Origin of the sequence: Luteibacter sp. Sphag1AF, from assembly GCF_014192715.1 — a bacterium.
Lineage (GTDB): Bacteria > Pseudomonadota > Gammaproteobacteria > Xanthomonadales > Rhodanobacteraceae > Luteibacter.
Map to the genome: position 1 here is coordinate 1 of NZ_JACHYH010000010.1, position 21,243 is coordinate 21,243.

17 protein-coding genes and 1 riboswitch are annotated in these 21,243 nt (G+C 63.3%); of the genes, 2 read left to right on the plus strand and 15 right to left on the minus strand.

Annotated features, from left to right (window positions below; all coding sequences use genetic code 11):
- Positions 1–92 precede the first annotated feature (92 nt).
- Positions 93–3,431, minus strand: coding sequence for a DUF6531 domain-containing protein (locus FHW69_RS17380; RefSeq protein WP_183424373.1), 3,339 nt, complete (start codon positions 3,429–3,431; stop codon positions 93–95).
- Between the two features lie 215 nt (positions 3,432–3,646).
- Between FHW69_RS17380 and FHW69_RS17385 the strand changes: the two genes are divergently transcribed.
- Together FHW69_RS17385 and FHW69_RS17390 are read left to right on the plus strand one after the other, a co-directional pair.
- A complete protein-coding gene (locus FHW69_RS17385; protein ID WP_183424374.1) occupies positions 3,647–4,312 on the plus strand; it encodes a carbonic anhydrase in 666 nt (221 codons plus the stop codon).
- Positions 4,309–5,184 carry a bestrophin family ion channel gene (locus FHW69_RS17390; RefSeq protein ID WP_183424375.1) on the plus strand — a complete coding sequence of 292 codons (876 nt, stop codon included), beginning with the start codon at positions 4,309–4,311 and terminating at the stop codon, positions 5,182–5,184. Before FHW69_RS17385 ends, FHW69_RS17390 begins: the two co-directional genes overlap by 4 nt.
- 41 nt (positions 5,185–5,225) lie before the next feature.
- On the opposite strand, the gene FHW69_RS17395 is transcribed toward FHW69_RS17390, so the two are convergent.
- The 14 genes from FHW69_RS17395 to FHW69_RS17460 all read right to left on the minus strand — a co-directional run bounded on the left by FHW69_RS17395 (position 5,226) and on the right by FHW69_RS17460 (position 21,186).
- Positions 5,226–6,539 carry a carbohydrate-binding protein gene (locus FHW69_RS17395; protein ID WP_221195617.1) on the minus strand — a complete coding sequence of 438 codons (1,314 nt, stop codon included), beginning with the start codon at positions 6,537–6,539 and terminating at the stop codon, positions 5,226–5,228.
- Positions 6,540–6,888: 349 nt separating this feature from the next.
- Positions 6,889–7,779 carry a 3-hydroxyisobutyrate dehydrogenase gene (gene mmsB / locus FHW69_RS17400; protein WP_183424376.1) on the minus strand — a complete coding sequence of 297 codons (891 nt, stop codon included), beginning with the start codon at positions 7,777–7,779 and terminating at the stop codon, positions 6,889–6,891.
- Between the two features lie 12 nt (positions 7,780–7,791).
- Entirely contained in the window at positions 7,792–8,955 is a 1,164-nt protein-coding gene (locus FHW69_RS17405) for an enoyl-CoA hydratase/isomerase family protein (protein WP_183424377.1), read from the minus strand.
- On the minus strand, positions 8,952–9,749 hold the full coding sequence (locus FHW69_RS17410) for an enoyl-CoA hydratase (RefSeq protein ID WP_183424378.1): 798 nt from the start codon (positions 9,747–9,749) through the stop codon (positions 8,952–8,954). The genes FHW69_RS17405 and FHW69_RS17410 overlap by 4 nt, the downstream gene beginning before the upstream one ends.
- Positions 9,746–10,930, minus strand: a complete 1,185-nt coding sequence (locus tag FHW69_RS17415; RefSeq protein ID WP_183424379.1) for an acyl-CoA dehydrogenase family protein — start codon at positions 10,928–10,930, stop codon at positions 9,746–9,748. Before FHW69_RS17415 ends, FHW69_RS17410 begins: the two co-directional genes overlap by 4 nt.
- 5 nt (positions 10,931–10,935) lie before the next feature.
- Positions 10,936–12,459 (minus strand): CoA-acylating methylmalonate-semialdehyde dehydrogenase, encoded by a 1,524-nt coding sequence (locus tag FHW69_RS17420; protein ID WP_183424380.1) that lies wholly within the window; start codon positions 12,457–12,459, stop codon positions 10,936–10,938.
- Positions 12,460–12,585: 126 nt separating this feature from the next.
- Positions 12,586–12,813, minus strand: a riboswitch (cobalamin riboswitch).
- Positions 12,814–12,946: 133 nt separating this feature from the next.
- Positions 12,947–14,239, minus strand: coding sequence for an adenylosuccinate synthase (locus FHW69_RS17425; RefSeq protein ID WP_183424381.1), 1,293 nt, complete (start codon positions 14,237–14,239; stop codon positions 12,947–12,949).
- Positions 14,240–14,329: 90 nt separating this feature from the next.
- Positions 14,330–15,199: a protease modulator HflC gene (hflC, locus tag FHW69_RS17430; protein WP_183424382.1), complete on the minus strand. Its 870-nt coding sequence runs from the start codon at positions 15,197–15,199 to the stop codon at positions 14,330–14,332.
- Positions 15,196–16,320 (minus strand): FtsH protease activity modulator HflK, encoded by a 1,125-nt coding sequence (hflK, locus tag FHW69_RS17435; RefSeq protein WP_183424383.1) that lies wholly within the window; start codon positions 16,318–16,320, stop codon positions 15,196–15,198. The genes hflC and hflK overlap by 4 nt, the downstream gene beginning before the upstream one ends.
- Before the next feature lie 155 nt (positions 16,321–16,475).
- A complete protein-coding gene (hflX, locus tag FHW69_RS17440; RefSeq protein WP_183424384.1) occupies positions 16,476–17,780 on the minus strand; it encodes a ribosome rescue GTPase HflX in 1,305 nt (434 codons plus the stop codon).
- A 114-nt stretch (positions 17,781–17,894) separates the two neighbouring features.
- Entirely contained in the window at positions 17,895–18,155 is a 261-nt protein-coding gene (gene hfq / locus FHW69_RS17445) for an RNA chaperone Hfq (RefSeq protein WP_132143506.1), read from the minus strand.
- A gap of 90 nt (positions 18,156–18,245) precedes the next feature.
- Positions 18,246–19,226, minus strand: coding sequence for a tRNA (adenosine(37)-N6)-dimethylallyltransferase MiaA (miaA, locus tag FHW69_RS17450; RefSeq protein ID WP_183424385.1), 981 nt, complete (start codon positions 19,224–19,226; stop codon positions 18,246–18,248).
- A gap of 204 nt (positions 19,227–19,430) precedes the next feature.
- Entirely contained in the window at positions 19,431–20,726 is a 1,296-nt protein-coding gene (locus FHW69_RS17455; protein WP_183424386.1) for a hypothetical protein, read from the minus strand.
- Positions 20,727–20,865: 139 nt separating this feature from the next.
- The gene (locus tag FHW69_RS17460; protein WP_183424387.1) at positions 20,866–21,186 is read right to left on the minus strand and encodes a hypothetical protein; all 321 of its coding nucleotides are present in this window, start codon (positions 21,184–21,186) and stop codon (positions 20,866–20,868) included.
- Positions 21,187–21,243 lie beyond the last annotated feature (57 nt).

Genomic DNA, 21,243 nt, shown 5'->3' on the forward strand with positions numbered 1-21,243 from the left:
CGATCTGTTCTTCGCTGAACTTCGACTTCTTCATATAGAGCTCCTTGGATGGGAAACTCTACTTCCGTCTGGCTCGAACCAACGAGGACGCTTCACCCCGGCCCATCGCCCAAAGCCACGATGTTGCCAATCGCATCCCGGGAAAAATGCAGGTTCACTACAGGACTGGTGATGTCCGTCACCTGATAGTTAGCATCGTAAGTACGGGTAACGGTCTGCCCGTTGCCCAAGGTATAGCTCACGAGTGGCCCGAACGGCAGATAGGTCGCGGCAGTGATCACCTGACTGGCCACGCCCTTCGCAGGTGTCACGCTCACGGTGACGATCTGACCAAGCGCATCTCGGCCGTATTCCGTCACCAGACCGGAGGGAGTGGCAATGGCAGCGATGCGCCCGGCTCGGGTATACGCATAGCCGGTGACATCGGTCGCTGCACCTTGCGTCTGGCGCCGCTCCGTGACGCGGCCCTGGTTGTCGTAGCAATACACCGTGGTGACGGCCGTCTCTACGATGCGAGTCAGTCGCCCCGTCGGGAACGACGTGGCGCAGCCAGTGACGCTGTTTGCATCGTCGTAGTGGTAGGCGATATTGAGGCTGGCATCGGCATACGAGACAGAGGTTTTGCGTCCCAGCGCATCAAAGACCTGTGTCGCTACCGTGGCATTGGCATCCGTACGGGTGACAGGATTACCCGCCGCATTGAACGTCGTCGAATGAGTGCCGGTATCTGGGCTGGTTTGACTCGTTGGATTGCGCAGTCCGTCGAATGCGTAAGTCGTCACCAGTCCATCCGGATCTGTCAGCGACGTCAGCTGATCCCTGGCATCGAAGGTGAACACGCTGGTCGTCGCTTTCGTGGCGGCGTCTGTCCCGCTGGCATTGGCCACGCGACTCACCAGGCGATTCAGAACATCGAAGGTGTCCTTGCGCACCACGCCCAACGCGTCCTTCGTAGTCACGAGGTTGCCATTGGCGTCGTAGCTCCCGCTGGCCGCGGCATCAAATACTGTTTGCGCTCGGCCATCGGTGACGCTTACCAGCTGCCCCAGCTTGTTGTACTTGCGGGTTAGCGCGCGCCGCGACGTTCCAGACGCATCGAATGCTTCCTCCTTGATACGGTTGCCCGAGGCGTCAAGTGTGTAACGGATGTGATTGCCCGCCGCGTCGGCGACGTCCACCAGGCGATGCGCATCGTCGTAGGTGTAGGTGGCGTTGACACCATCGGCGTCAGTCACCGTCTTCAGCGCGCCGGTGGCCTCATATGTCAGCGTGATGGTCGCATCAGCGACCGAGGCAGATCCATCAGCATTGGCTCGGACAGTGCGCGTGGCGAGCCAACCACGCGGCGTGTAGGTCACGTCGATGATGACGCCATTGGCGTCCTTCAGGCGCACGGGGCGACCATGGCGGTCGTAAGCCACCAAAGTGGTCACGTGACCGGCCGCATCAGTGATCTGAGCGAGATCGCCAGCTCGGTGGCAAGTGCCACCGATGGTGGCGCAGTTGCTCTCGTCAGTGGTCAGGTAGTAGGTATAACGGGTGAGTTCCGTCACATCAGCCCGCGGGCCGGTGATCGTCAGCCGCAGACCCACCCGAGGGCACTGGGTCGAATCTACGGCGTCGCAGTAGGTGTAGCGGGTCTGACGGATACCCTCGGGTGCCTGCGCCTGACTGCCGCAAGCGTAAGTGGCAGCGACCGATGGGGCGATGGCGCACTCGGCGATCACCTGGCCTCGGGCGTTGTAGGCCCAAACGTCCTTCGCGACAACGATACCCTTGGCATCCGAGATCATACGGGTGAGTGGCTGACGGTGCATCGTGTCCCAGGTAGAACTGATCGTACGCTGCGCACCGGTTCCCGAAGCCTCGATCTGCTTAGTCAGCAGCCCGTTGGCGTCATAAGCGGTCGAGGTCACCGTGCCACGAAAGTCCGTGAAGCTGGCGGGATAACCGCGAGTGTCGTAGGTCGCCGACTTCCAGGGCTGGTTGCACTGGTTGCCGCACAGAGTGCTGGCGCCACTCGGCTTGAGGGTTCGAGCACCATCGTCGGCGAATCCCAGGGTGACTATCAGGCCCAAAGGCGTGGTCATCTTGGCTGGAACGCCGCCGTTTTGAGAGTAGCTGGCATAAGAAAGCGAGATCTTGTCTGCTCCGCCGGCGAACTGCGATGTGAGTGCGTAGTTTTTGTTGTCGTAGGTCGTGGTCTCGAAGCGCACGCCCTTCTCATCAATGATGCCCGTCAGTTCCGAGGGAAAAGAGCTGGGTGCTGCCGCGTAGGCCGTCTCGGCATAAAGGTATTGGCGTGTGGAGTTGTCGGCATAAGTCACCTTGGCCAAGTTGCCACTGGCGCCGTACGCGTATGTAGACGACTGGCCCGCAGGGTCGGTGACCTTCGACAGGCGGCCCTCGGCATCGTAGCTCAAGCTCAGCACACGCCCCTGGGGATCTGTGACGGCAATTAGCAAACCCTGACCAGTAGCAATGGCTGGATCGGTACCAGCGTCGCTATAGGTCAGTGTCGTCACCACGCCGTTATCGTCCGCGATAGACAGCAGGCGCCCACTATTATCATAGGTCTCGGTTTCCCTCGTGGCCGCTATGCGAAGGGCATACCCCATGGCCAGACCGGTCGTCGCATCATTCGTGACCGTCAAGGTTTCAGCTGCGTTCGTGTCGGCAGTCCACACGCCGCCGCTGCTCTGAAAGCGCACCAACGAGCCGTCGGGACGGCGTGCGTAGATCAGGCCGCCGTTGGGGCCACTGTGCGGCATGAGATTGATGGTGCGATCGAATGAGTGGCGCCACTTGGGCCCCATTGTGGTAGCGACCACAAAGTTAGATGAGTTGTAAAAGCGGCGAAAGGTCAGCCACGACGAGGTATGCAGGTCGGTATCCTGTCGAAAGACGCTGCCGTTCGCCGCATTAATGGGATCGCCCTCCAAGGGCGTGCCCACGTCGCTGGATGCTGTCTTGGTCATCCCTTCCTGACTACTGCCGCGGGGACCGAGCGTATCCGTAGGCGAGCCGTTGCCACCGGTGCACATCATGCGGCAGCCGCCCGCATTCTTGGGCTGAAATCCCTGGCCGGTCACATTGCTTGCGAAAATGTAGGCGCCAAAAGTTTGCCCGGTAGTTCCGTCTGCATTGACGTAGTTGATGCTCACCGAGGCCCCGGTGTCGCTTGTACTACTTCGGTAGTCCACAGAGAACGTGTGGGGTTTGCACGTCAGATTAGTGGCGCAGGAGTTTTCGTAGCGCGCGATGAATGAGTTGACCGCCGCATCCACGGAAAGGAAGCCACGTTCGGATCCAAATGCCGTGTTGTAGCTGTAGGGCGGCCCATAGACCCAGGTAGCGTGTGCACCAAAGGAAATCAGGGGAAGCGCGGTGCACAGCAAGAGGCGTGCGCGCGCGGCGAGCGTCGAACACATATGAAACATCCTTATTCCGTCGGAGTGAATTTTCAGGCTACGACGAACGCTCCTTCAGCTGTGCTGATGATCACGTAGACATTGGCTGGTGTGACTGCGGCACATTGGGCATGCGGAGCCGGGCTTGCCCGCGATCCGAAACTTGCCGCCCATGCCTTTCCCCCAGCCCCCTGGGCAGCGCATCATGTACGCCTGTCCCACCACAGGAACATCCCATGACCACTGAACAGACAACCGGCACCGACCTTCTGGGTCTGCTCAAAGGGGTAGATGCCTTTACCCACAAGATATTCCCCGAAAGCGCAGAACTTTTCGGGGAACTCGCCAACGGTCAGGCGCCCCATACCCTTTTCATCACCTGCGCCGACTCCCGCGTGGTGCCGGAAATGATCACCCAGACCCAGCCTGGTGAGCTCTTCGTGTGCCGAAACATCGGCAACATGGTTCCCGGCTATGGCGAAATGCTCGGTGGCGTATCGGCCGTGGTCGAGTACGCCATCATGGTGCTTGGTGTCCGTCAGGTCGTCGTCTGCGGGCACAGCGATTGCGGTGCCATGAAGGGCCTGCTGGCCCCCGCCTCCACACGCGACATGCACACCGTGCAAGCGTGGCTCAGGAACGCAGAGGCGGCTCGCAGCGCCGTCTTCGCCCGCCACCTGGAGGACGACGAAGCGCTCCGTGCACTGATTGAAGAAAACGTGCGCCTCCAATTGACGCACCTGCGCACCCACCCTTCTGTCGCCGCCGGACTGGGCGAAAAGCGCCTGGCGCTCCAGGGCTGGGTCTATGACATCGAGCATGGCAAGGTCACCGTCCTGGACAACGCCAGCGACACCTTCATTTCGCTGGATGAAGCCATCGCCCGCGAGAGCGCCCGGTGATCATTCCAGGTCGCGCCCATCTCGGGCACATTCTGAAATACGTCGGACGACCGCTGATCCTGCTCTTTGCATGGGATGTGGCGGTCACCGCCGCGTATTACTACTTCACGCCACACTGGATCGAATTCCCGGCGTTGCCGCTCACCCTGCTGGGCTCCGCTGTCGCCGTATATCTCAGCTTCCGCAATACCACCGCATATGCGCGGTGGTGGGAAGCTCGGACGCTGTGGGGGGCCATGGTCAATTCATCGCGGACACTTGCCCGCGAACTCGGCACGCTGCTGCCAGCAGGGGCGGCCGTCGCGCCACTGGTGCACCGGCAGGTCGCCTATGTGCATGCACTGCGTCTGCACCTGCGCCGGCAGTCCCCCTGGGAAGAGCTCCAGCGATTGCTGCCGCCTGAAGAACTGGATGAACTGCGCCGCGTCACCAACGTGCCGCAGGCCATTCTCACGCGCACGGCCGGGATGATCCGCCAGACGGACGTGGAAGCCATTCGTCACGTAGCCATTGAACGCACGCTGGGCGAACTGACCAATGCACAAGGTGGCCTCGAACGCATCAAGAACACCCCGCTGCCGCAGCAGTACGCCACCTATCCTGCGCTGTTCACTCACGCGTTCTGCATCCTGCTGCCGCTGGGACTGGTGGAAACGCTGGGCCTTTACACGCCTCTTGGTTCCACCGCGGCCGGGTTCCTGTTTCTCGCCCTGCTGCAAATCGGCAACGACATCCAGAACCCGTTTGAAAACACCGAGAACGATGTGCCCATGACCGCCATCACCCGCGCCATTGAAATCGACCTTCGCGATGGACTGGGCGAGCAGCACGGGCTGACGCCCCTGACCCCTGAGGCTGGCGTACTCTGGTAAATCACAAGGGCCGGAACATCCGGCCCTTGTGACATCACACCTCAGCGCCCCAGGTCGTTGAGGAAGCGTTTGGTGTACTGCACCGGCGTGGTGCCTGGCATGGAGTTGCAGGTGGGTGACGCCGTGGTCTGCCCACTGCCGCCGCACGGCGTATCGCGATCCAGCGACCAGAAGTGGATGCCCGCCAGCTTGTTGGCTACGGCCCATGCCGTCATGGTGTCCACATCAGCCAGTTTGAACACGTTGGCCGACACGTCATTGACACCGATCATCGGCGTGAGCTCGATCTGCGTATACGGAATGCCATAAGTGTGCTGGAGGTTCTTCGCCGCCTGAATCGCGGACTGCCCCATGTCGCACGTTCCATTGGCCACCACGCAGATCGCACTGCTGCCCGAGCCGTAATCCATCACCATCAGGTTGATGATGTAGTTGCTCAGGCCACCGGCCTTGATCGCCTTGATGACCGCGTCGCCCGTGCTGTTGAGGCCGCCGTAGCTGCCGTCCGACGCACCGAGCGTGGCCAGGGTGAAGGAGTAACGCAGGTTCGGGTAAAGCGTCTGCGCGTACTTCACGGTCGAAATCAGCGAGGCCAGCTGCGCGGGCGTCTGGCCGCCCTCGATGTCGAAGTCGATGCCAACCATGTGCGATGAGTTGTACGTCGACAGGAACTTCGCCATGCCCGCCGTCGTGGAGCAGGTGAACGTACCCGCCTGACCACCCGTCGACACCACGTAGTTGAGGCCGGAGCTGTTCAGCGCAGGAATGTTTGCGCTGGCGAAATTGGCCGCCGGCACGCCGCCCCAGTTCTCGCTGCCGCATTCGCCCGTGGCGAACGCGAGCGTGAGGGCGCCCAGGTTTGGCTGCACGGTCGAATAGAAGCTGCCACTGCCCACCACCGGAAGAACCGTGCCCGACGCCGCGGTCTGCATCGAGTTGGTGTTCCAGTTGAGATTGATCGTCACGTCCTTGTAGGGACTGAAGAGCAACGTGCCTGGTGCGGGCGGTGGATTGGTCGGCGGCGGCGGATCGACGGGCGGGGGCGTGGTGCCACCGCCGCTGCATGATCCGGTGGATGTCCAGGGCTGGCCCGAACCGGACGGGCCGCTACTGGTCGCCGGGTCGTTGCCCTGGGTCCACCAGTTGGCCTTGTAGTTTGTACCGTTTTCGCTTGCCGTGTTGCCGGCCGTATAGACGGCTGTGGCACTCCACGCAGCGGCGCAGGCCGTTTGCGCGTGGACAACGCCGGTCGGCGCAAGCGCGCCCACCAATCCCAGTGAAATCGCCGCAGCCAGGGCTGCGGTGGATGTACACGATACCGCCATGACGCGCGTACGCGATGAACGCATGGACATGGGTTCTGCCTCCGTGTTTGCAGATATCAAATCGACAAGGCGCGAACCCTTCCACCCCTTCCGGTAAAGGCACTCGCGCACCCCTTCGCACCATCGCGTCGCGATGGCTGCCCGATGAGATACGGCGAAATGACAACGTTGTCTATCGAAGACAGAGCAAAACGTGACTGCCGTCGTGAAGCGGCATTTAACACGCCCTGCTGCAACGCAGGATGCAAGCGCGAATCAACTCATGAATCTTGAAATAAAGGGTCGGACGCGCCGCAACATCCAAAGGCAAAAGCCGGTTGACCTGCCTGACAACGTTTGTCCTGTGAGCAAGCCACAGGACAAACGTTCCGACTCCGGATCAGATATCCGGCGCCACCACACGTACCACGCTGGAGAAGTCCAGCCCGCCATGGCCGTTGCGGCTGTTGATGGCGTAGAGGTTACGGGCCAGCTCCCCGAGAGGAATGGTCGCGCCTGACTGCATGGCGGCTTCCGCGGCAAGGCCGAGATCCTTAAGCATCAGATCGTTGCCGAATCCACCCGTATAACCGCGCGACGACGGCGCATTTTCCAGCACGCCCGGCCACGGGTTGCACACTTCGGTGGCCCAGCTGCGACCCGTGCTCACGGCCATCATCTGCGACAGCACAGCAGGATCAAGGCCATGGCTCACACCGAGGGCCAGCGCCTCGCCCGTGGCTGCCATGATCACGCCCAGCGCCATGTTGTTGCACAGCTTGGCCACCTGCCCTGCGCCGGAGGCGCCGACGTGAAAGATGTTGCGACCCATGCCCTGCAACACCGGGCGCGCACGCTCCAGCGTGTCGGCCTGGCCACCCACGATGAACGTGAGCGTGCCGGCGGCGGCTCCGGCCGTGCCTCCGGATACCGGGGCATCAAGCATCTGCAAACCGCGTGCAGCCGCTGCTTCCGCGACTTTTCGCGCTGACGCCGGAGCGATGGTGCTGCAATCAATGACCAGCGCGCCTTCCGGAATGTGCCCCATCAGGCCATCAGCACCCAGATACAGACCTTCCACGTGGCGGCTGGCCGGCAGCATCGAAATCACGACTTCCGCATCAGCCACCGCTTCAGCCGCGCTGGATGCGACCACCGCGCCCGCCGCGCTCGCTGCCTGCATCGACGCTGCGCTCAGGTCGAAAACGCGTAGCGCGTGCCCGGCTTTCACCAGGTTGGCAGCCATCGGGCCGCCCATATTTCCAAGACCGATAAATGCGATCCGGCTCATCGTGCATTCCTCTTAAGTGGCGCTGCGGCCCAGATCGGCCAGCGGGTGGTGGCCGGCCGACCAGGGCTCGGCAAAGAAGGCTTCGGCCCACGATGGCGTCGCGTCTGCAAGCGTCGCGGGGTTCCAGCGTGGCTGGCGATCCTTGTCGATCAGCAAGGCACGGATGCCTTCCTGGAAGTCGCCGTGTGCGGCGCAGTGAAGCGACACCACGTACTCCATGCGGAACACGTCGGCCAGCGACGCATCACGCGCACGACGCGAAAGCTCAAACGCCAGGCGCGCCGAACCCGGAGCACCGGCCGCAAGCGTGCGCCTGGCCGATTCCAGCCACGGATCGTCACCGGGCATCGCCTCGATGGCGGCAATCACGGCGTCGAGCGTATCGGCCGCACATGCCGCATGAATGGCGTCGCGGTGACGAGCCAGCGGACCCACGTCCGGTTGACCCGCCATATCCGAAAGCAACGAGGTGAGCGCCTGCGCATTATCGGCCGCGCGGATCGACCACGCCTGCGCAGACAACGCCGAATAGACGTCCGCGCGCTGCTCGTCCCGCAGATAGTGATCCGCCAGACCGGCGTGAATCGCATCGGCCGCCCCCAGCGGCGCACCCGTAAGCGCGAGGAACAGACCCGCGTGATCGGGCACACGATTGAGCAGCCAGCTGCCGCCCACATCCGGATACAGACCCACGGTGATCTCAGGCATGGCCAGCTTCGACCGCTCCGTCACCACGCGATGAGTCGCGCCCGACATCAGGCCGATGCCGCCGCCCATGACGATGCCATGGCCCCAGCACAGTACCGGCTTCGCACAGGTGTGAATGCGATGATCGAGGCGATATTCCACCTCGAAGAAATCGCGAGCGTAACCATTGGCCAGGATGTCGTCACTGCCGGACTCACGATGAGCCAGCATCGAACGGTAGAGCCCCTGGAGGTCACCGCCCGCGCAGAACGCCTTTTCACCGCTGCCCTGCAACACCACGACAGCGATGCGCTCGTCGGCTTCCCATGCAATCAGTTGATCGTCCAGAAGCCGCGCCATGTCCAGCGACAGGCCATTGAGCGTGGCCGGCGCATTGAGCGTGGCAATGCCAATACGGAAGCCACCAGCGGCCTCGCGCTCCTCGAAAAGTACCGGCGCCTGAGCACCGGCATCGGTTTCATGCGTCATGCGTTCTTCCAGTCGGGCGCACGCTTCTCAAGGAAGGCATTGACGCCTTCGGCCTGATCGGCGGTGTCGAAAAGGTCCACGAACGCTTCCCGCTCGGCGACCAGGGCGGAGGCATGGGTCTGCGAACGCGTCGCCTGAATCAGGCGCTTGCACGCTGCGACGCTGGTGGGGCTCTGCCGACCGGCAGACTTCGCCCACTCGACAGCACGCGCCTTCGCGTCGCCGCGCGGCACCACTTCTTCCACCAGGCCGATGCGCAACGCGGTCGCTGAATCCACACGCTCGCCAAGCAGGATCATGCGCTTGGCCCAGCCTTCTCCAACCAGACGCGCCAGATTCTGGGTACCACCGGCACACGGAAGCAAACCAACGCCTGCTTCGGGCAACGCCATCTGTGCCTGCTCTTCGGCAATGCGAAGATCGCATGCCAGTGCGCACTCCAGGCCGCCACCCATGGCATAACCATTGATCGCGGCAACGCTTACGCCACGGAACGACGACAGCGCCTCGAACGCCTCGCCAAAACGGCGCGCCGCCTCCCGGGCGACGGCGCGATCACCGTCCGCAAACTGCTTCAGGTCGGCACCGGCGCAGAAGAACTTCTCGCCCTGCCCCGTGATGACCAGCGCATAGACGCCGCGATCAGCGTTGAGGTCGTGCACCAGGTCGCGCAACGCGGCAAGGCTGTCGCGCGTCCAGGTGTTGGCGGGCGGATTGGCAATCGTCACGATGGCCACGTGGCCATCGCGTTCTACATCAAGATTCAGATAGTTCGCGTTCGACTGCGGACTCATCGCAATTCCTCATCGGTATTGAGCAGGTGGCGCGCGATGATGACGCGCATGATTTCGTTGGTACCTTCAAGAATCTGGTGCACGCGTGCATCGCGCAGCAAACGCTCTATCGGGTATTCGCGGATGTAACCGTATCCACCGTGAATTTGCAGCGCATCGTTGCAGATGGCGAAGCCGGCGTCGGTGGCGAAGCGCTTGGCCATCGCGCACCACACGGTGGCATCGGCACTGTGCGTGTCGAGCTTGCGCGCAGCGGTGTGAACCATCTGCCGCGCGGCAACCAGTTGCGTAGCCATGTCGGCCAGCTTGAACTGCAATGCCTGGAAGTCGCCGATCTTGCGACCGAACTGCTTGCGCTCGCCCATGTGACGGCGCGCCGCATCCAGCGCCCCCTGCGCCGCACCAAGCGAGCACGCCGCAATATTTGTACGGCCGCCATCCAGTCCCTTCATGGCAAGACGGAAACCGCCACCTTCCTCACCCAGCAGATGATCGGCCGGCACGCTCACGCCATCGAAACTGATGCTGCGCGTGGGCTGGCTGTTCCAGCCAAGCTTCTCCTCCTTGCGCCCGTAGCTGATGCCCGCCGTGTTGGCTGGCACGGCAAAGGCACTGATGCCACCCGCGCCCGGACCACCGGTACGTGCCATCACCACCAGCATGTCGGTGGAACCCGCGCCGGAAATGAAGGCCTTCGCACCATCGAGCACGTAGTGGTCATCCACGCGCTGCGCGCGCGTGGTGAGGGATGCCGCGTCCGAACCCGCGCCGGGTTCGGTGAGGCAATACGACGCCAGCTTCTGGCCCGAGGCAAGCGCCGGCCCCCAGGCATCGCGCACGGCCGGCTGCGCGAACGAGGTCAGCATCCATGTCGCCATGTTGTGGATGCTGATGTACGCCGCGGTGGACGGATCAACGGCCGCCAGTTCTTCAAAGATGATGGCGGCATCCAGGCGACCCAGGCCCGCGCCACCAACATCGGTATCGGTGTACAGGCCGCAGAAGCCGAGTTCACCCGCGCGCGCAATGGCGTCACGGGGGAACTCGCAGGTAGCGTCCCAGTGCGCCGCATGCGGCGCAAACTCTGCCTGCGCAAATGCGCGCGCCGCATCACGGTAAGCGATCTGGTCTTCGCTCAGGTCCCACGAAAGGGATGGTGTGACATGGGTATCCATGTTCATTCCCGTCACTTCAGGCTGATGGTCGTGTTGACGCCCACATGCAGCGTGTCGTCATCAAACCAGCGCTGGGTCACCGTCTTGGTCTGCGTGTAGAACAGGACCACCTGCTTGCCATACGGACCAAGATCACCCAGCTTCGATGCGCGCGAGCCGGTAAACGAGAACAACGGCACGGGTACGGGGATGGGTACGTTGATGCCAACCTGACCGACGTCGATGTCTTCCTGGAAGCGACGCGCTGCGGCGCCACTCTGGGTGAATACGGCTGTGCCGTTGCCGTTCGGATTGGCGTTGACCAGTTCGATGGCCTCATCCAGCGTCTCTGCGGTAAGAATCACCAGCACCGGGCCGAAAATTTCTTCGTCGTAAATGCGCATGCCGGGCTTCACGCCCGAGAAGATGGTGGGGCCAACGAAGTTGCCGCTTTCGTAACCGGGCACCTTCGGCGAGCGGCCGTCGAGTTCAAGTTTGGCGCCCTGCTCCACGCCGGACGCGATCAGCTTCTCGATGCGTTCGCGCGACGCGCAGGAAATCACCGGACCCACATCGGTACCGGGCTGATCGCCCGCATTGACCTTGAGGCCACGTGCACGTTCCACCAGATCCGGAATCCAGCTTGCTGCCTCACCGACCAGCACCGCCGTGGAGGCGGCCATGCAGCGCTGACCCGCCGCGCCAAATGCCGCGCCCGCCAGCGCATTGAGGGTCTGCTCGCGGTTGGCATCGGGCAGCACCACGGCATGATTCTTCGCGCCCATCATGCACTGCACACGCTTGCCGGCCTTCGAAGCGCGGTGATACACGTGCGTGCCGACGCCCGTGGAACCGACGAACGACACGGCCTTGATGTCCGGGTGATCGCAGATGGCGTTGACCACCTCTTCGCCACCATGTACCACGTTGAGCACGCCCGGCGGCACACCCGCTTCCAGCGCCAGCTCAACCAGACGCATGGTGACCATCGGGTCCTGTTCGGACGGCTTCAGCACGAACGTGTTGCCCGTGGCGATGGCCATCGGGAACATCCACAGCGGAATCATCGCGGGAAAATTGAACGGCGTGATGCCGGCGCACACGCCCAGCGGCTGCAGCAGCGTGAAGGTATCCACGCCGCCAGCGACGTTGTTTGCCAGCTCACCCAGTTGCAGATGACCGATGCCCGAAGCGTGCTCCACCACTTCCAGACCACGGAAGACGTCACCTTCCGCATCGGGAAGGGTCTTGCCCTGCTCGGCGGTCAGCAGCGCAGCAAGCTCGCCCATGTTTTCGCGGATCAGCTGCTGATACTTCAGGAAGATGCGCGAACGCGCACCGATCGGCGTCTTGCGCCACGTACGGAATGCTTCCTTGGCAGAAGCCACCGCCGCGTCAACTTCCGCCGGCGTGGCGAAGGGCACACGTGCCAGGACGTCCTGGGTGGCCGGATTGACGACATCGCGCCACTGACTGGTCGCGGAATCGACGAACTTGCCGTCGATAAGCAGCTTCACGCTCGCGACTTCGGTCGCCACATCGTTCAACTTGTTCATGGTTGTCTGTCTCCGTATTACTGACCCGCATGGGGCGTGCCGTGGAGAGCAGACGGGTCGTTCGTTGCGCGCGCAGGCGTCGACGAAGCTCGCCTGGGTCGCCCACCGCGACACCCGAGGAAGGACATGGCTATGTCCGCCACGGGCCGGTCTCCGGGCTTGCGAAAAGAAGCAGCATGGCTGCCTCACCCCGGCATCGCTCCGCGTGTGCGGTGGATGCTTTTGGTGGGGTCTTCTCGCCTACCGTTGCGGGGGAGCAGCGCCGGCCTGGGATCGAAAGATCCGCACCGGCTTCCCGTTTCATCCTGCGACCGCATCGAGCAGCGACAGGACACCTGTGGTCCTCCGAGTGTCGGCGTTCCACGTGACACGAACAAGCTGCAGTGCGCCATAAAACACCGCACATACCGGCAAATGCGGGGTGCCGGAAACGAACAAGCCCCGCAGTGCGGGGCTTGTTTTTGTTACGCGTGAGTCAATGGCGCACTCAGGCGAACGGGTCGTCCAGGATGATCGTGTCGTCACGATCCGCACCGGTGGCGACCAGCGCCAGACGGCAGCCCGAGAGCTCTTCCACGGCGCGCAGGTAAGCGCGGGCGGCGGGCGGCAGCTTGTTCCAGTCGCGGATGCCCGCGGTGGACTCTTCCCAGCCCGGGAACTCAAGGTATACCGGCTTGCACTCGTCCCAGCCGTCCGCATCCAGCGGGGCCAGTTCGCGACGCTTGCCGCGGTATTCATACGCGATGCAGACCTTGATGCTTTCCAGGCCGTCCAGCACGTCGAGCTTGGTGATGGCCAGGCCGTCGATACCGTTGATCTGCACGGCGCGCTTCAGCGCCACCAGGTCGATCCAGCCGCAGCGGCGCGGACGACCGGTGCTGGCACCGAACTCGTTGCCCTTCTTGCGCAGCAGCTCACCCATCTCGTCGTGCAGCTCGGTGGGGAACGGGCCGCCACCGACGCGCGTTGCATAGGCCTTGCAGATGCCCAGCACGTAGTCGATGTCGCGCGCACCCACGCCGGTGCCGGCCAGTGCGCCGCCAACCGTGGTGTTGGACGAGGTGACGTACGGATAGGTGCCGTGGTCGATGTCCAGCAGTGCACCCTGTGCGCCCTCAAACAGGATATTGCCGCCTTCCTTGCGCACGTCGTGCAGGATGGTGGCAACGTCGTCGACCATCGGACGCAGGTACTCGCCCCAGGTCAGCGCTTCGTCCAGCACGGTCTGGAAGTCGACCGGCTCGGCCTTCAGCCACTGCGTGAGCACGAAGTTGTAGTAATCGACGGCAGCCTTCACCTTCTCGGGCAGCTCGTGCGGGTACATCAGATCGGCAACGCGGATCGAACGACGCGCCACCTTGTCTTCGTACGCCGGGCCGATGCCGCGACCGGTGGTGCCGATGGCCTTCGCGCCGGAAGCCGCTTCGCGCGCCTTATCCAGCGCAATGTGGTACGGCATGATCAGCGGCGTGGCCGGGCTGATCTTCAGGCGCGGACGCACGTCGACGCCATTGCCTTCCAGCTCGGCGATTTCCGCCATCAGGGCGGCAGGCGACAGGACCACGCCGTTGCCGATCAGGCACAGCGCGTCGTCGCGCAGGATGCCCGAGGGAATCAGGTGCAGGACGGTCTTCTTGCCCTTGATGACCAGCGTGTGGCCGGCATTGTGGCCGCCCTGGAAACGCGCCACCGCACCGACGCGTTCGGTCAGCAGATCGACGATCTTGCCCTTGCCTTCGTCGCCCCACTGCGCACCGAGGATTACGACTGACTTGCCCATGATGATGCTCTCGCCTTCTTTACGTGTTGCCCCGTCAGGGGCGATAGGGATGTTTCAAAATCTGTGTGGACCGCATCGCCTGGTGTTCGATCAGCGCTGCTTGCCCGGGCCATCGTTGAGGTAGCGCAGGAATTCCGAATCGGGCTTCATGACAAGCACGCCCTTGCCGTCGCCGAACGCCTTTCTGTACGCCGCCAGACTTCTGTAGAACGCGAAGAACTCCGGGTCCTGGCTGTATGCCTGGGCGTAAATGGCAGCCGCCTGTGCGTCGCCGTCGCCGCGCACCTTGGTGGCGTCACGGTTGGCATCGGCAAGCAGCACCTGCTTCTGACGATCGGCATTGGCGCGGATGGTCTCGCCCGCTTCCTGACCGGTATAGCGAAGCTCATTGGCCAGTTGCAGACGCTCGGCCTTCATGCGCTTGTAGACCGACTCACTGACTTCGTCGGGAAGGTCGATGCGCTTGATGCGCACGTCGACCACGGCAATGCCCAGGCTCTTGCGAGCGGCGGCGTCGGTCTGCTGACGCACGCGCTCGGTCACATCCTTGCGGCCGCCGGCAATCAGCTCTTCCAGCTGACGGGAGTTGAACTCGAAGCGCAGCGCATCCTTCACGATGGGCGTGAGGCGCTGTGCAGCCTGAAGTTCGTCACCCGACGTGGCGCGGTAATAGGCCGCGTTGTCGGCAATGCGCCACTTCACGTAGAAGTCGACGTTGACGTTCTTCTTTTCGGCCGTGAGGTAACGCTCCGGCTGCGAATCCAGACCAAGGATCCGGTTGTCGAACTTCATCACCTGCTGGATCACCGGGACCTTGAAGTGCAGGCCCGGCTTGTAGTCGGCGCGCACAATGCGGCCGAACTGCAACAGCAGCGCGTTTTCGCCTTCGTGCACCACGAAGGCGGTGTTGAAGCCGAAAAAGACGATAAGAACGGCGAGGATGGCGGAAGCGATCTTCACTGGGACTTCTCCTGCCCGCTGGCATCCGTGGTGGTGGCGGACTGGATCACGGTGCCCACGCCCGGCACGGTGCGGACGCTGCCCTGACCGGCGGCCACGGGCAGGTTGATGATGTTCTTGCCGTTGGAGCCGTCAACAATCTTCGGGTTGTCGGCCATCACTTCTTCAACGGTTTCCAGCCACAGGCGACGGCGCGTGACGTCCGGCGCTGCGCGGTATTCCTTCAACAGCAGGTTGAAGCGCTCGGCGTCACCGTTGGCGCGCGCGACGCGCTCCACACGATCAGCATCTGCCTCGGCGGCAATGCGCGCAGCTTCGCCACGTGCGACCGGCACCACCTTGCTGGCGTAGGCACGCGCTTCGTTTTCCTGACTCTGCTTGTCTTCGCGAGCGGCGTTGACGTCGTCGAAAGCGTCCTTCACTTCCTTGGGCGGAGCCACGTTCTGGAAGCTGACGTCGGTGATGGCAAGACCTGCGCCGTATTCGTCGAGCGTGGCCTGGAGGATGTCACGGGTCTGCTGTTGCAGCGTCTCGCGCACTTCCGGCTTCACGCCCGGCTCGGCGGCGGCGGTCGGCGCGGGAGCGTCCACACCGGGGCTGGTCAGGATGTTGTCCATGACATTGGCCCCCACCACCGAACGAACGGCGGCTTCGGAAGCCTGACGGATGGTGCCTTCCGGATCACGGTTGGAGAACAGGAACTTGCGCGCGTCCGACACCTGGTACTGGACGTTGAAGTCCACCGTGATGATGTTTTCGTCGCGGGTAAGCATGCGCACGTTGTCAGACAGCGAGCGCACCTGGGTCGTCTCGACCTTGGTCACTGTTTCCACAGGGCTCGGGAACTTCAGATGGAAGCCCGGCGGCAGCATCCGCGAGAACTCGCCGAAACGCAGCACCACGCCCACCTGACGCGCATCAATGACGGTGTAGCTGCCCAGAAGCAGCCAGGCCAGGAGGATGGCCAGCACAATGGTGAAAATGCCGCCGGTGCCACCGCCCAGGCGGCCAAAGCGCGCCTTGAGGCTGTTGAGCACCGAGTCCAGATCGGGCTTGCGGCCCTTTGGCCGGTTGCGGCTCCAGGGGTCCTTCTGCCCGTTACCGGGTTCGTTCCAAGCCATTGGCGACAGTCTCCTTTGGGGACCGGAGTAACGGGGCGGCGCGAAAGCCTCGACGCACCCTGAAAGGGCGCGCAAACGCCCGTAATTCTAGCAGAGGGAACCCGCCGATGCCCGCCCCGGCGTGCCGGGGCAGCGCCATCGGGGGCGTCGGTTCATCAATCGACCAGCGGAGGGTCCACAAGATCCCGCAGGCTGCGGGCATGCTCGTCGTCGCCCAGCAAGGGGGCCAGAACGGAGCGCGGGGCGTCGATCATGAGGTGCCAGCCGTGCTCGTCCACCTCTTCGGAGGCGATGGCGCCCGCCGCTTTCAGCCGGGCATGCAGCCGTCCGGCGACCAGCGGGAGGTCAAGGGGAGCCTGAATGCGCTCGCCGCCAAGCAGCTCGCCCAGCGCCTCGCGCAGCAGGTCCACGCCGTCGCCCGTGGCGGCAGACAGCCAGATCTGACGGATCTCGCCAGCGTCGCCCCGATCAATCCGGGGGGCCATGTCCACCAGATCCGCCTTGTTCATCACGGAAAGCTGGGGAACGTCGCCGGCGCCAATTTCCTCCAGCACGGAGTTGACGACCTTGCGCAGAAGTTCGCGCTCGTCGTCTGCCGCATCGCTGACGTGAATCAGCAGGTCGGCATCGCGGGCTTCGGCCAGCGTGGCGCGGAAAGCCGCCACGAGGTCGTGGGGCAATTCACGGATGAAGCCCACCGTGTCGGCGATCACCGCCGGCCCGCAGGCCAGGCCGTCCACCTTGCGAACGGTGGGGTCCAGCGTGGCGAAAAGCTGGTCAGCCGCGTACACGCCGCCAGTGGTCAACGCATTGAACAGCGTGGACTTGCCGGCGTTGGTATATCCCACGAGGGCCACGCGGGGCACCGTGTTGCGCAGGCGCGCGCGACGCTGCTGGTTGCGCTGTGTCTGCACCTTCTCCAGGCGCTTGGTCAGCATTTTCACCCGCTCGGCGAGCAGGCGACGGTCGGTTTCCAGCTGGGTTTCACCCGGGCCGCGGTTGCCGATGGCACCGCCACGCTGGGCATCCAGATGGGTCCAGCCACGCACCAGCCGGGTAGCCAGGTGCTTCAGCTGAGCCAGCTCCACTTCCAGCTTGCCTTCGTGCGACCGGGCGCGCTGGGCGAAGATGTCCAGGATCAGCCCGGCGCGGTCCACCACGCGGACAGACAGGTGCTTCTCGAGGTTGCGCTCCTGCACGGGGCTGAGCACATGGTCCACGAGGACAAGGTCGGCCTCGGTGGCCCGCACGGCTTCGGCGACTTCGTCCGCCTTGCCGGAACCTATGTAAAACCGCGGGTTGGGCGCTTCGACACGGGCCGGGATGCTTTCCAGGATGTCTGCGCCGGCCGAGCGCACCAGCTCGGCGAATTCCTGACCACGGCGCACCGAATCGCCCTCACCGCGCGAATGCGGCAACACGATGACGGCACGCTCGCCTTTCTTTTGTCTGTCAAACACTGAGTCTGGCCAACCTCATTCATAGCGGCGGATTCCCCGCGGCGGACAGGACGCCGGCCGCGAGGTCTTGAAGGCTTCAATACCCGTTCGATATGGGTCGCCGACGGCGCAGACTCAACCCTCGGCGTCGACGGTCGCACCGTCGGGGTGGTTCTCATGGCCACCCACGCGCACGTTGCGGCTGGGCACCACAGTGGAAATGGCGTGCTTGTACACCATCTGGCTGACCTGGTTGCGCAGCAGCACCACGAACTGGTCGAACGACTCGATCGTGCCCTGCAATTTGATGCCGTTCACCAGGTAAATGGCGACTGGCACGCGTTCACGACGCAGTGCATTGAGAAACGGGTCCTGCAACGATTGCCCTTTGGACATTCTTCTTCTCCCCTGACATCACGCGACAGACCGGGTAAAGAACACCTCAAAGAGGCGCCCCGGTCCAAGTGGTTTGAATCTTAACTGCTTTTAAACGCCCGGCGGAAGCGCTTGCCGTGACGACCTTGGCATTCCAAGAAATTGCTCAACGGCGCTCGTGGCATGGGCTGTCGGATCGCCCCCGTCGGGGTCGATAGTCAGCGCATCGAACTCACGCCGCAACCAGGTAATTTGCCGTTTTGCCAACTGTCGCGTGGCGAACACGCCACGATCGCGGAAGGATCGGGCGTCACCCTGCCCGTCCAGAAATTCCCACGCCTGACGATAGCCCACCGCACGCACTGCCGGAAGGTCAGCGTGCAGGTCGCCGCGTGAACGCAACGCCTTCACTTCATCGAGAAAACCATCAGCGAGCATGCCGTCGAAACGTAGGGCGATGCGGTCGTGCAGAGGCTGGCGATCACGGGGCAGAAGCGCCAGTTTCAGTACGCGCCAGGGGAAGCGTTCACCCCCACCGCCCTGCTGCAACTCACTCAATGGACGTCCTGTCAGCTCCATGACCTCCAGCGCACGCTGGATGCGCTGGGCATCGCCCGGCCGGATGCGCTCGCCCGCCACGGGGTCCATGGCGGCCATACGGGCATGCAAGGCGGCCCAGCCCACGGTCACGGCTTCGTCTGCAAGCCGCTCGCGAACCTGAGCATCCGCCTCGGGCAATGCGGAGAGTCCTCGCTGCAATGCCCGGAAATAGAGGCCGGTGCCCCCGACCAATACCGGAATTCGTCCCGTCGAGGTGATGCGCTGCATCGCCGGCACGGCATCGGCGCGGAAATCAGCCGCGGAGTACGGCTCGGCCGGATCGCGGATGTCGATCAGGTCATGCGGATAGCGCGACAGCGTGGCGGCGTCCGGCTTGGCCGAACCAATGTCCAGACCACGATAGACGAGCGCCGAATCCACACTGATAAGTCCGACAGGGAAAAGATCCGCCAGCGCACAGGCAAGCGCGGTCTTGCCTGACGCCGTGGGGCCCATGACGAAGATGGCCGGTGGCCGCATGTCGCGTGACACGTCAGCCACCATGCCGCATGTAAGCGCGCGCCGAGCGAGCGATCAGGTCATCGTCGATGGAGCCATCAGGCGCGAGGTTGCACTCGGGCACCTGAGGCAAGGACGCAAACAACAGACCGCGAAACGGCACGGGCAAACTCCACAGATCAGGGTGCCCTCAAGAGTAAAGCAGTGGCGACGCGTTGCAACGCGTCGCCACTGTCCTCAAGGCTGCGAATAGGAGCGCTCGTCCAGCAAGACCGGAAGGCCGCTGGCCTTGCGGTTAAGCTGACCGCCCTCGACTTCGCAGCGGGCACCGCCTGCGGCAACGTCAAAGAAGCCACCCATCGTGGTGGCCTTGCCGAGTTTCACCGGACTGGTACCCACCATACGCAACTGCTTCGTGCCATTGCCGAGCGAGAGGACCACCGAAATCGAGTTGGTGCTGTACAGGTCCGCGGGCAGCTTGAAGCGATACGTCACCGCATGATCGGCACCGGTCGTGCGCGAAAGGAGCTTGGGGCCCGTCTCGGGCTTCGCCTTGTAGCCCTGGCGCAGCGTGCCGTCTGCAATGCCCACGGCCCACTGTGAAAGCACGGCGTCCGAAGACATGCAGGTCGACGACGGCTCAGGTGCAAACCAGAGCTCAAGGTGATCGTCAAAGATCCAGTTGGACGCGCCATGCGTCCAGTCGGCGCCACCCACGGTCACCATCAGCTCATCCTTGCCTACGCCCAGCACACGCATCCACGCAGAACTGGCGGGCTGATCCTTGCCACGCAGCAGGAAACCACCCTTGCCATCGGCACCCACCTGCACGGAGCAGGTGCCTAGCATGGCCTGTGCCGCGCCACCGGGAAGATCAGCGGACTCCATGCGCGGGATGGGCTTGTAGGGATAGGACACGTCGCCACCACCCACGCTCTGCGGCTCCGGCGCTTCGCCTGCCGCGTTGCAGGTCGGCACAAACCAGTCGGCCTTGCCGGTGAAGGTCGTCCAGTCCCAGGCCATGTTCGAATTGTTCTCGCCCATGTTCCAGTAGGACGACGACTCCTCGCTCAATACCGTCAGCGGGTCCAGTTTCACGTTGGCGGAGTTGCCCCAGCGCCAGGCCGAACCGCCGTTCTGCGTATGGATGAACAGGTTGGGCTTCACCTCCACGGTGTCCTGACCCACGCCAGCCGCGCCATATCCGTCGTTGCACAGATCAAGCAGCTTGCGCTTGCCATCGCGGCCGCCCAGCAACCAGAACTGCATGTGGCCGTGTTCGTCGCCGTCGTCGTAATCGCCGCACTTCTGCAGGTTGTCGCCCTTGCCGACCGATTCGCCCAGCCACAAACGCACCACCTTCATGTCCTTGCCTGCCTCGCTCCGACCGGCGGGCTTGACATCACGAACTTCGCAGGGCGTCACGCCCTTGCACAACGCGGCGGCGTCGGCATCAACCGGCGGTTTGGCCGAAGCCAGCCCCGTCAAACCGAGAACACAAAAGCCCAGAGCGAAACGAGTCAAACCATTCATGCGCAGGTCCATCTTGGCAAAGAGGCAGAGTATGACACCCTCATTCTGTGCAACGGGCAGATCCCTGGCCGTTTGCGGGCAAGGGTCGCCAAAGGTGTGCGACAGGTCACGTTCGGCCGACGGCCAGCGAATCCACCGCTCAGGGCACGCCATGCTCCGCGTTCACCCGCGCGACCCACTGCTCGAAGGTTTCCTCTTCCTCTTCCTCGCGCATGCAAGGGCACTCATTGTTCTTGTGAAGCTTGACCACGTCATACACGGCACAGCTTATGGCGTACGACGAGACGAAGTGCCCGGAGTGCTTGCCGTCACGACGGTCACGCCAGGCCTGCATCGACGCCTTCGACTCCGAACCCTCGCCCGCGACGATCTCGCCGCATTTCTCGCATGTCTTCAACGCACCATGCGCAAACGCATATTCCAGTGCGACGGCAACCTGACCTTCTGTCAGCTCATCCATTTTGGTTCCCCCTGAAAAGTAAACGCCGCAGTGATACCACTGCGGCGTCATACCTTC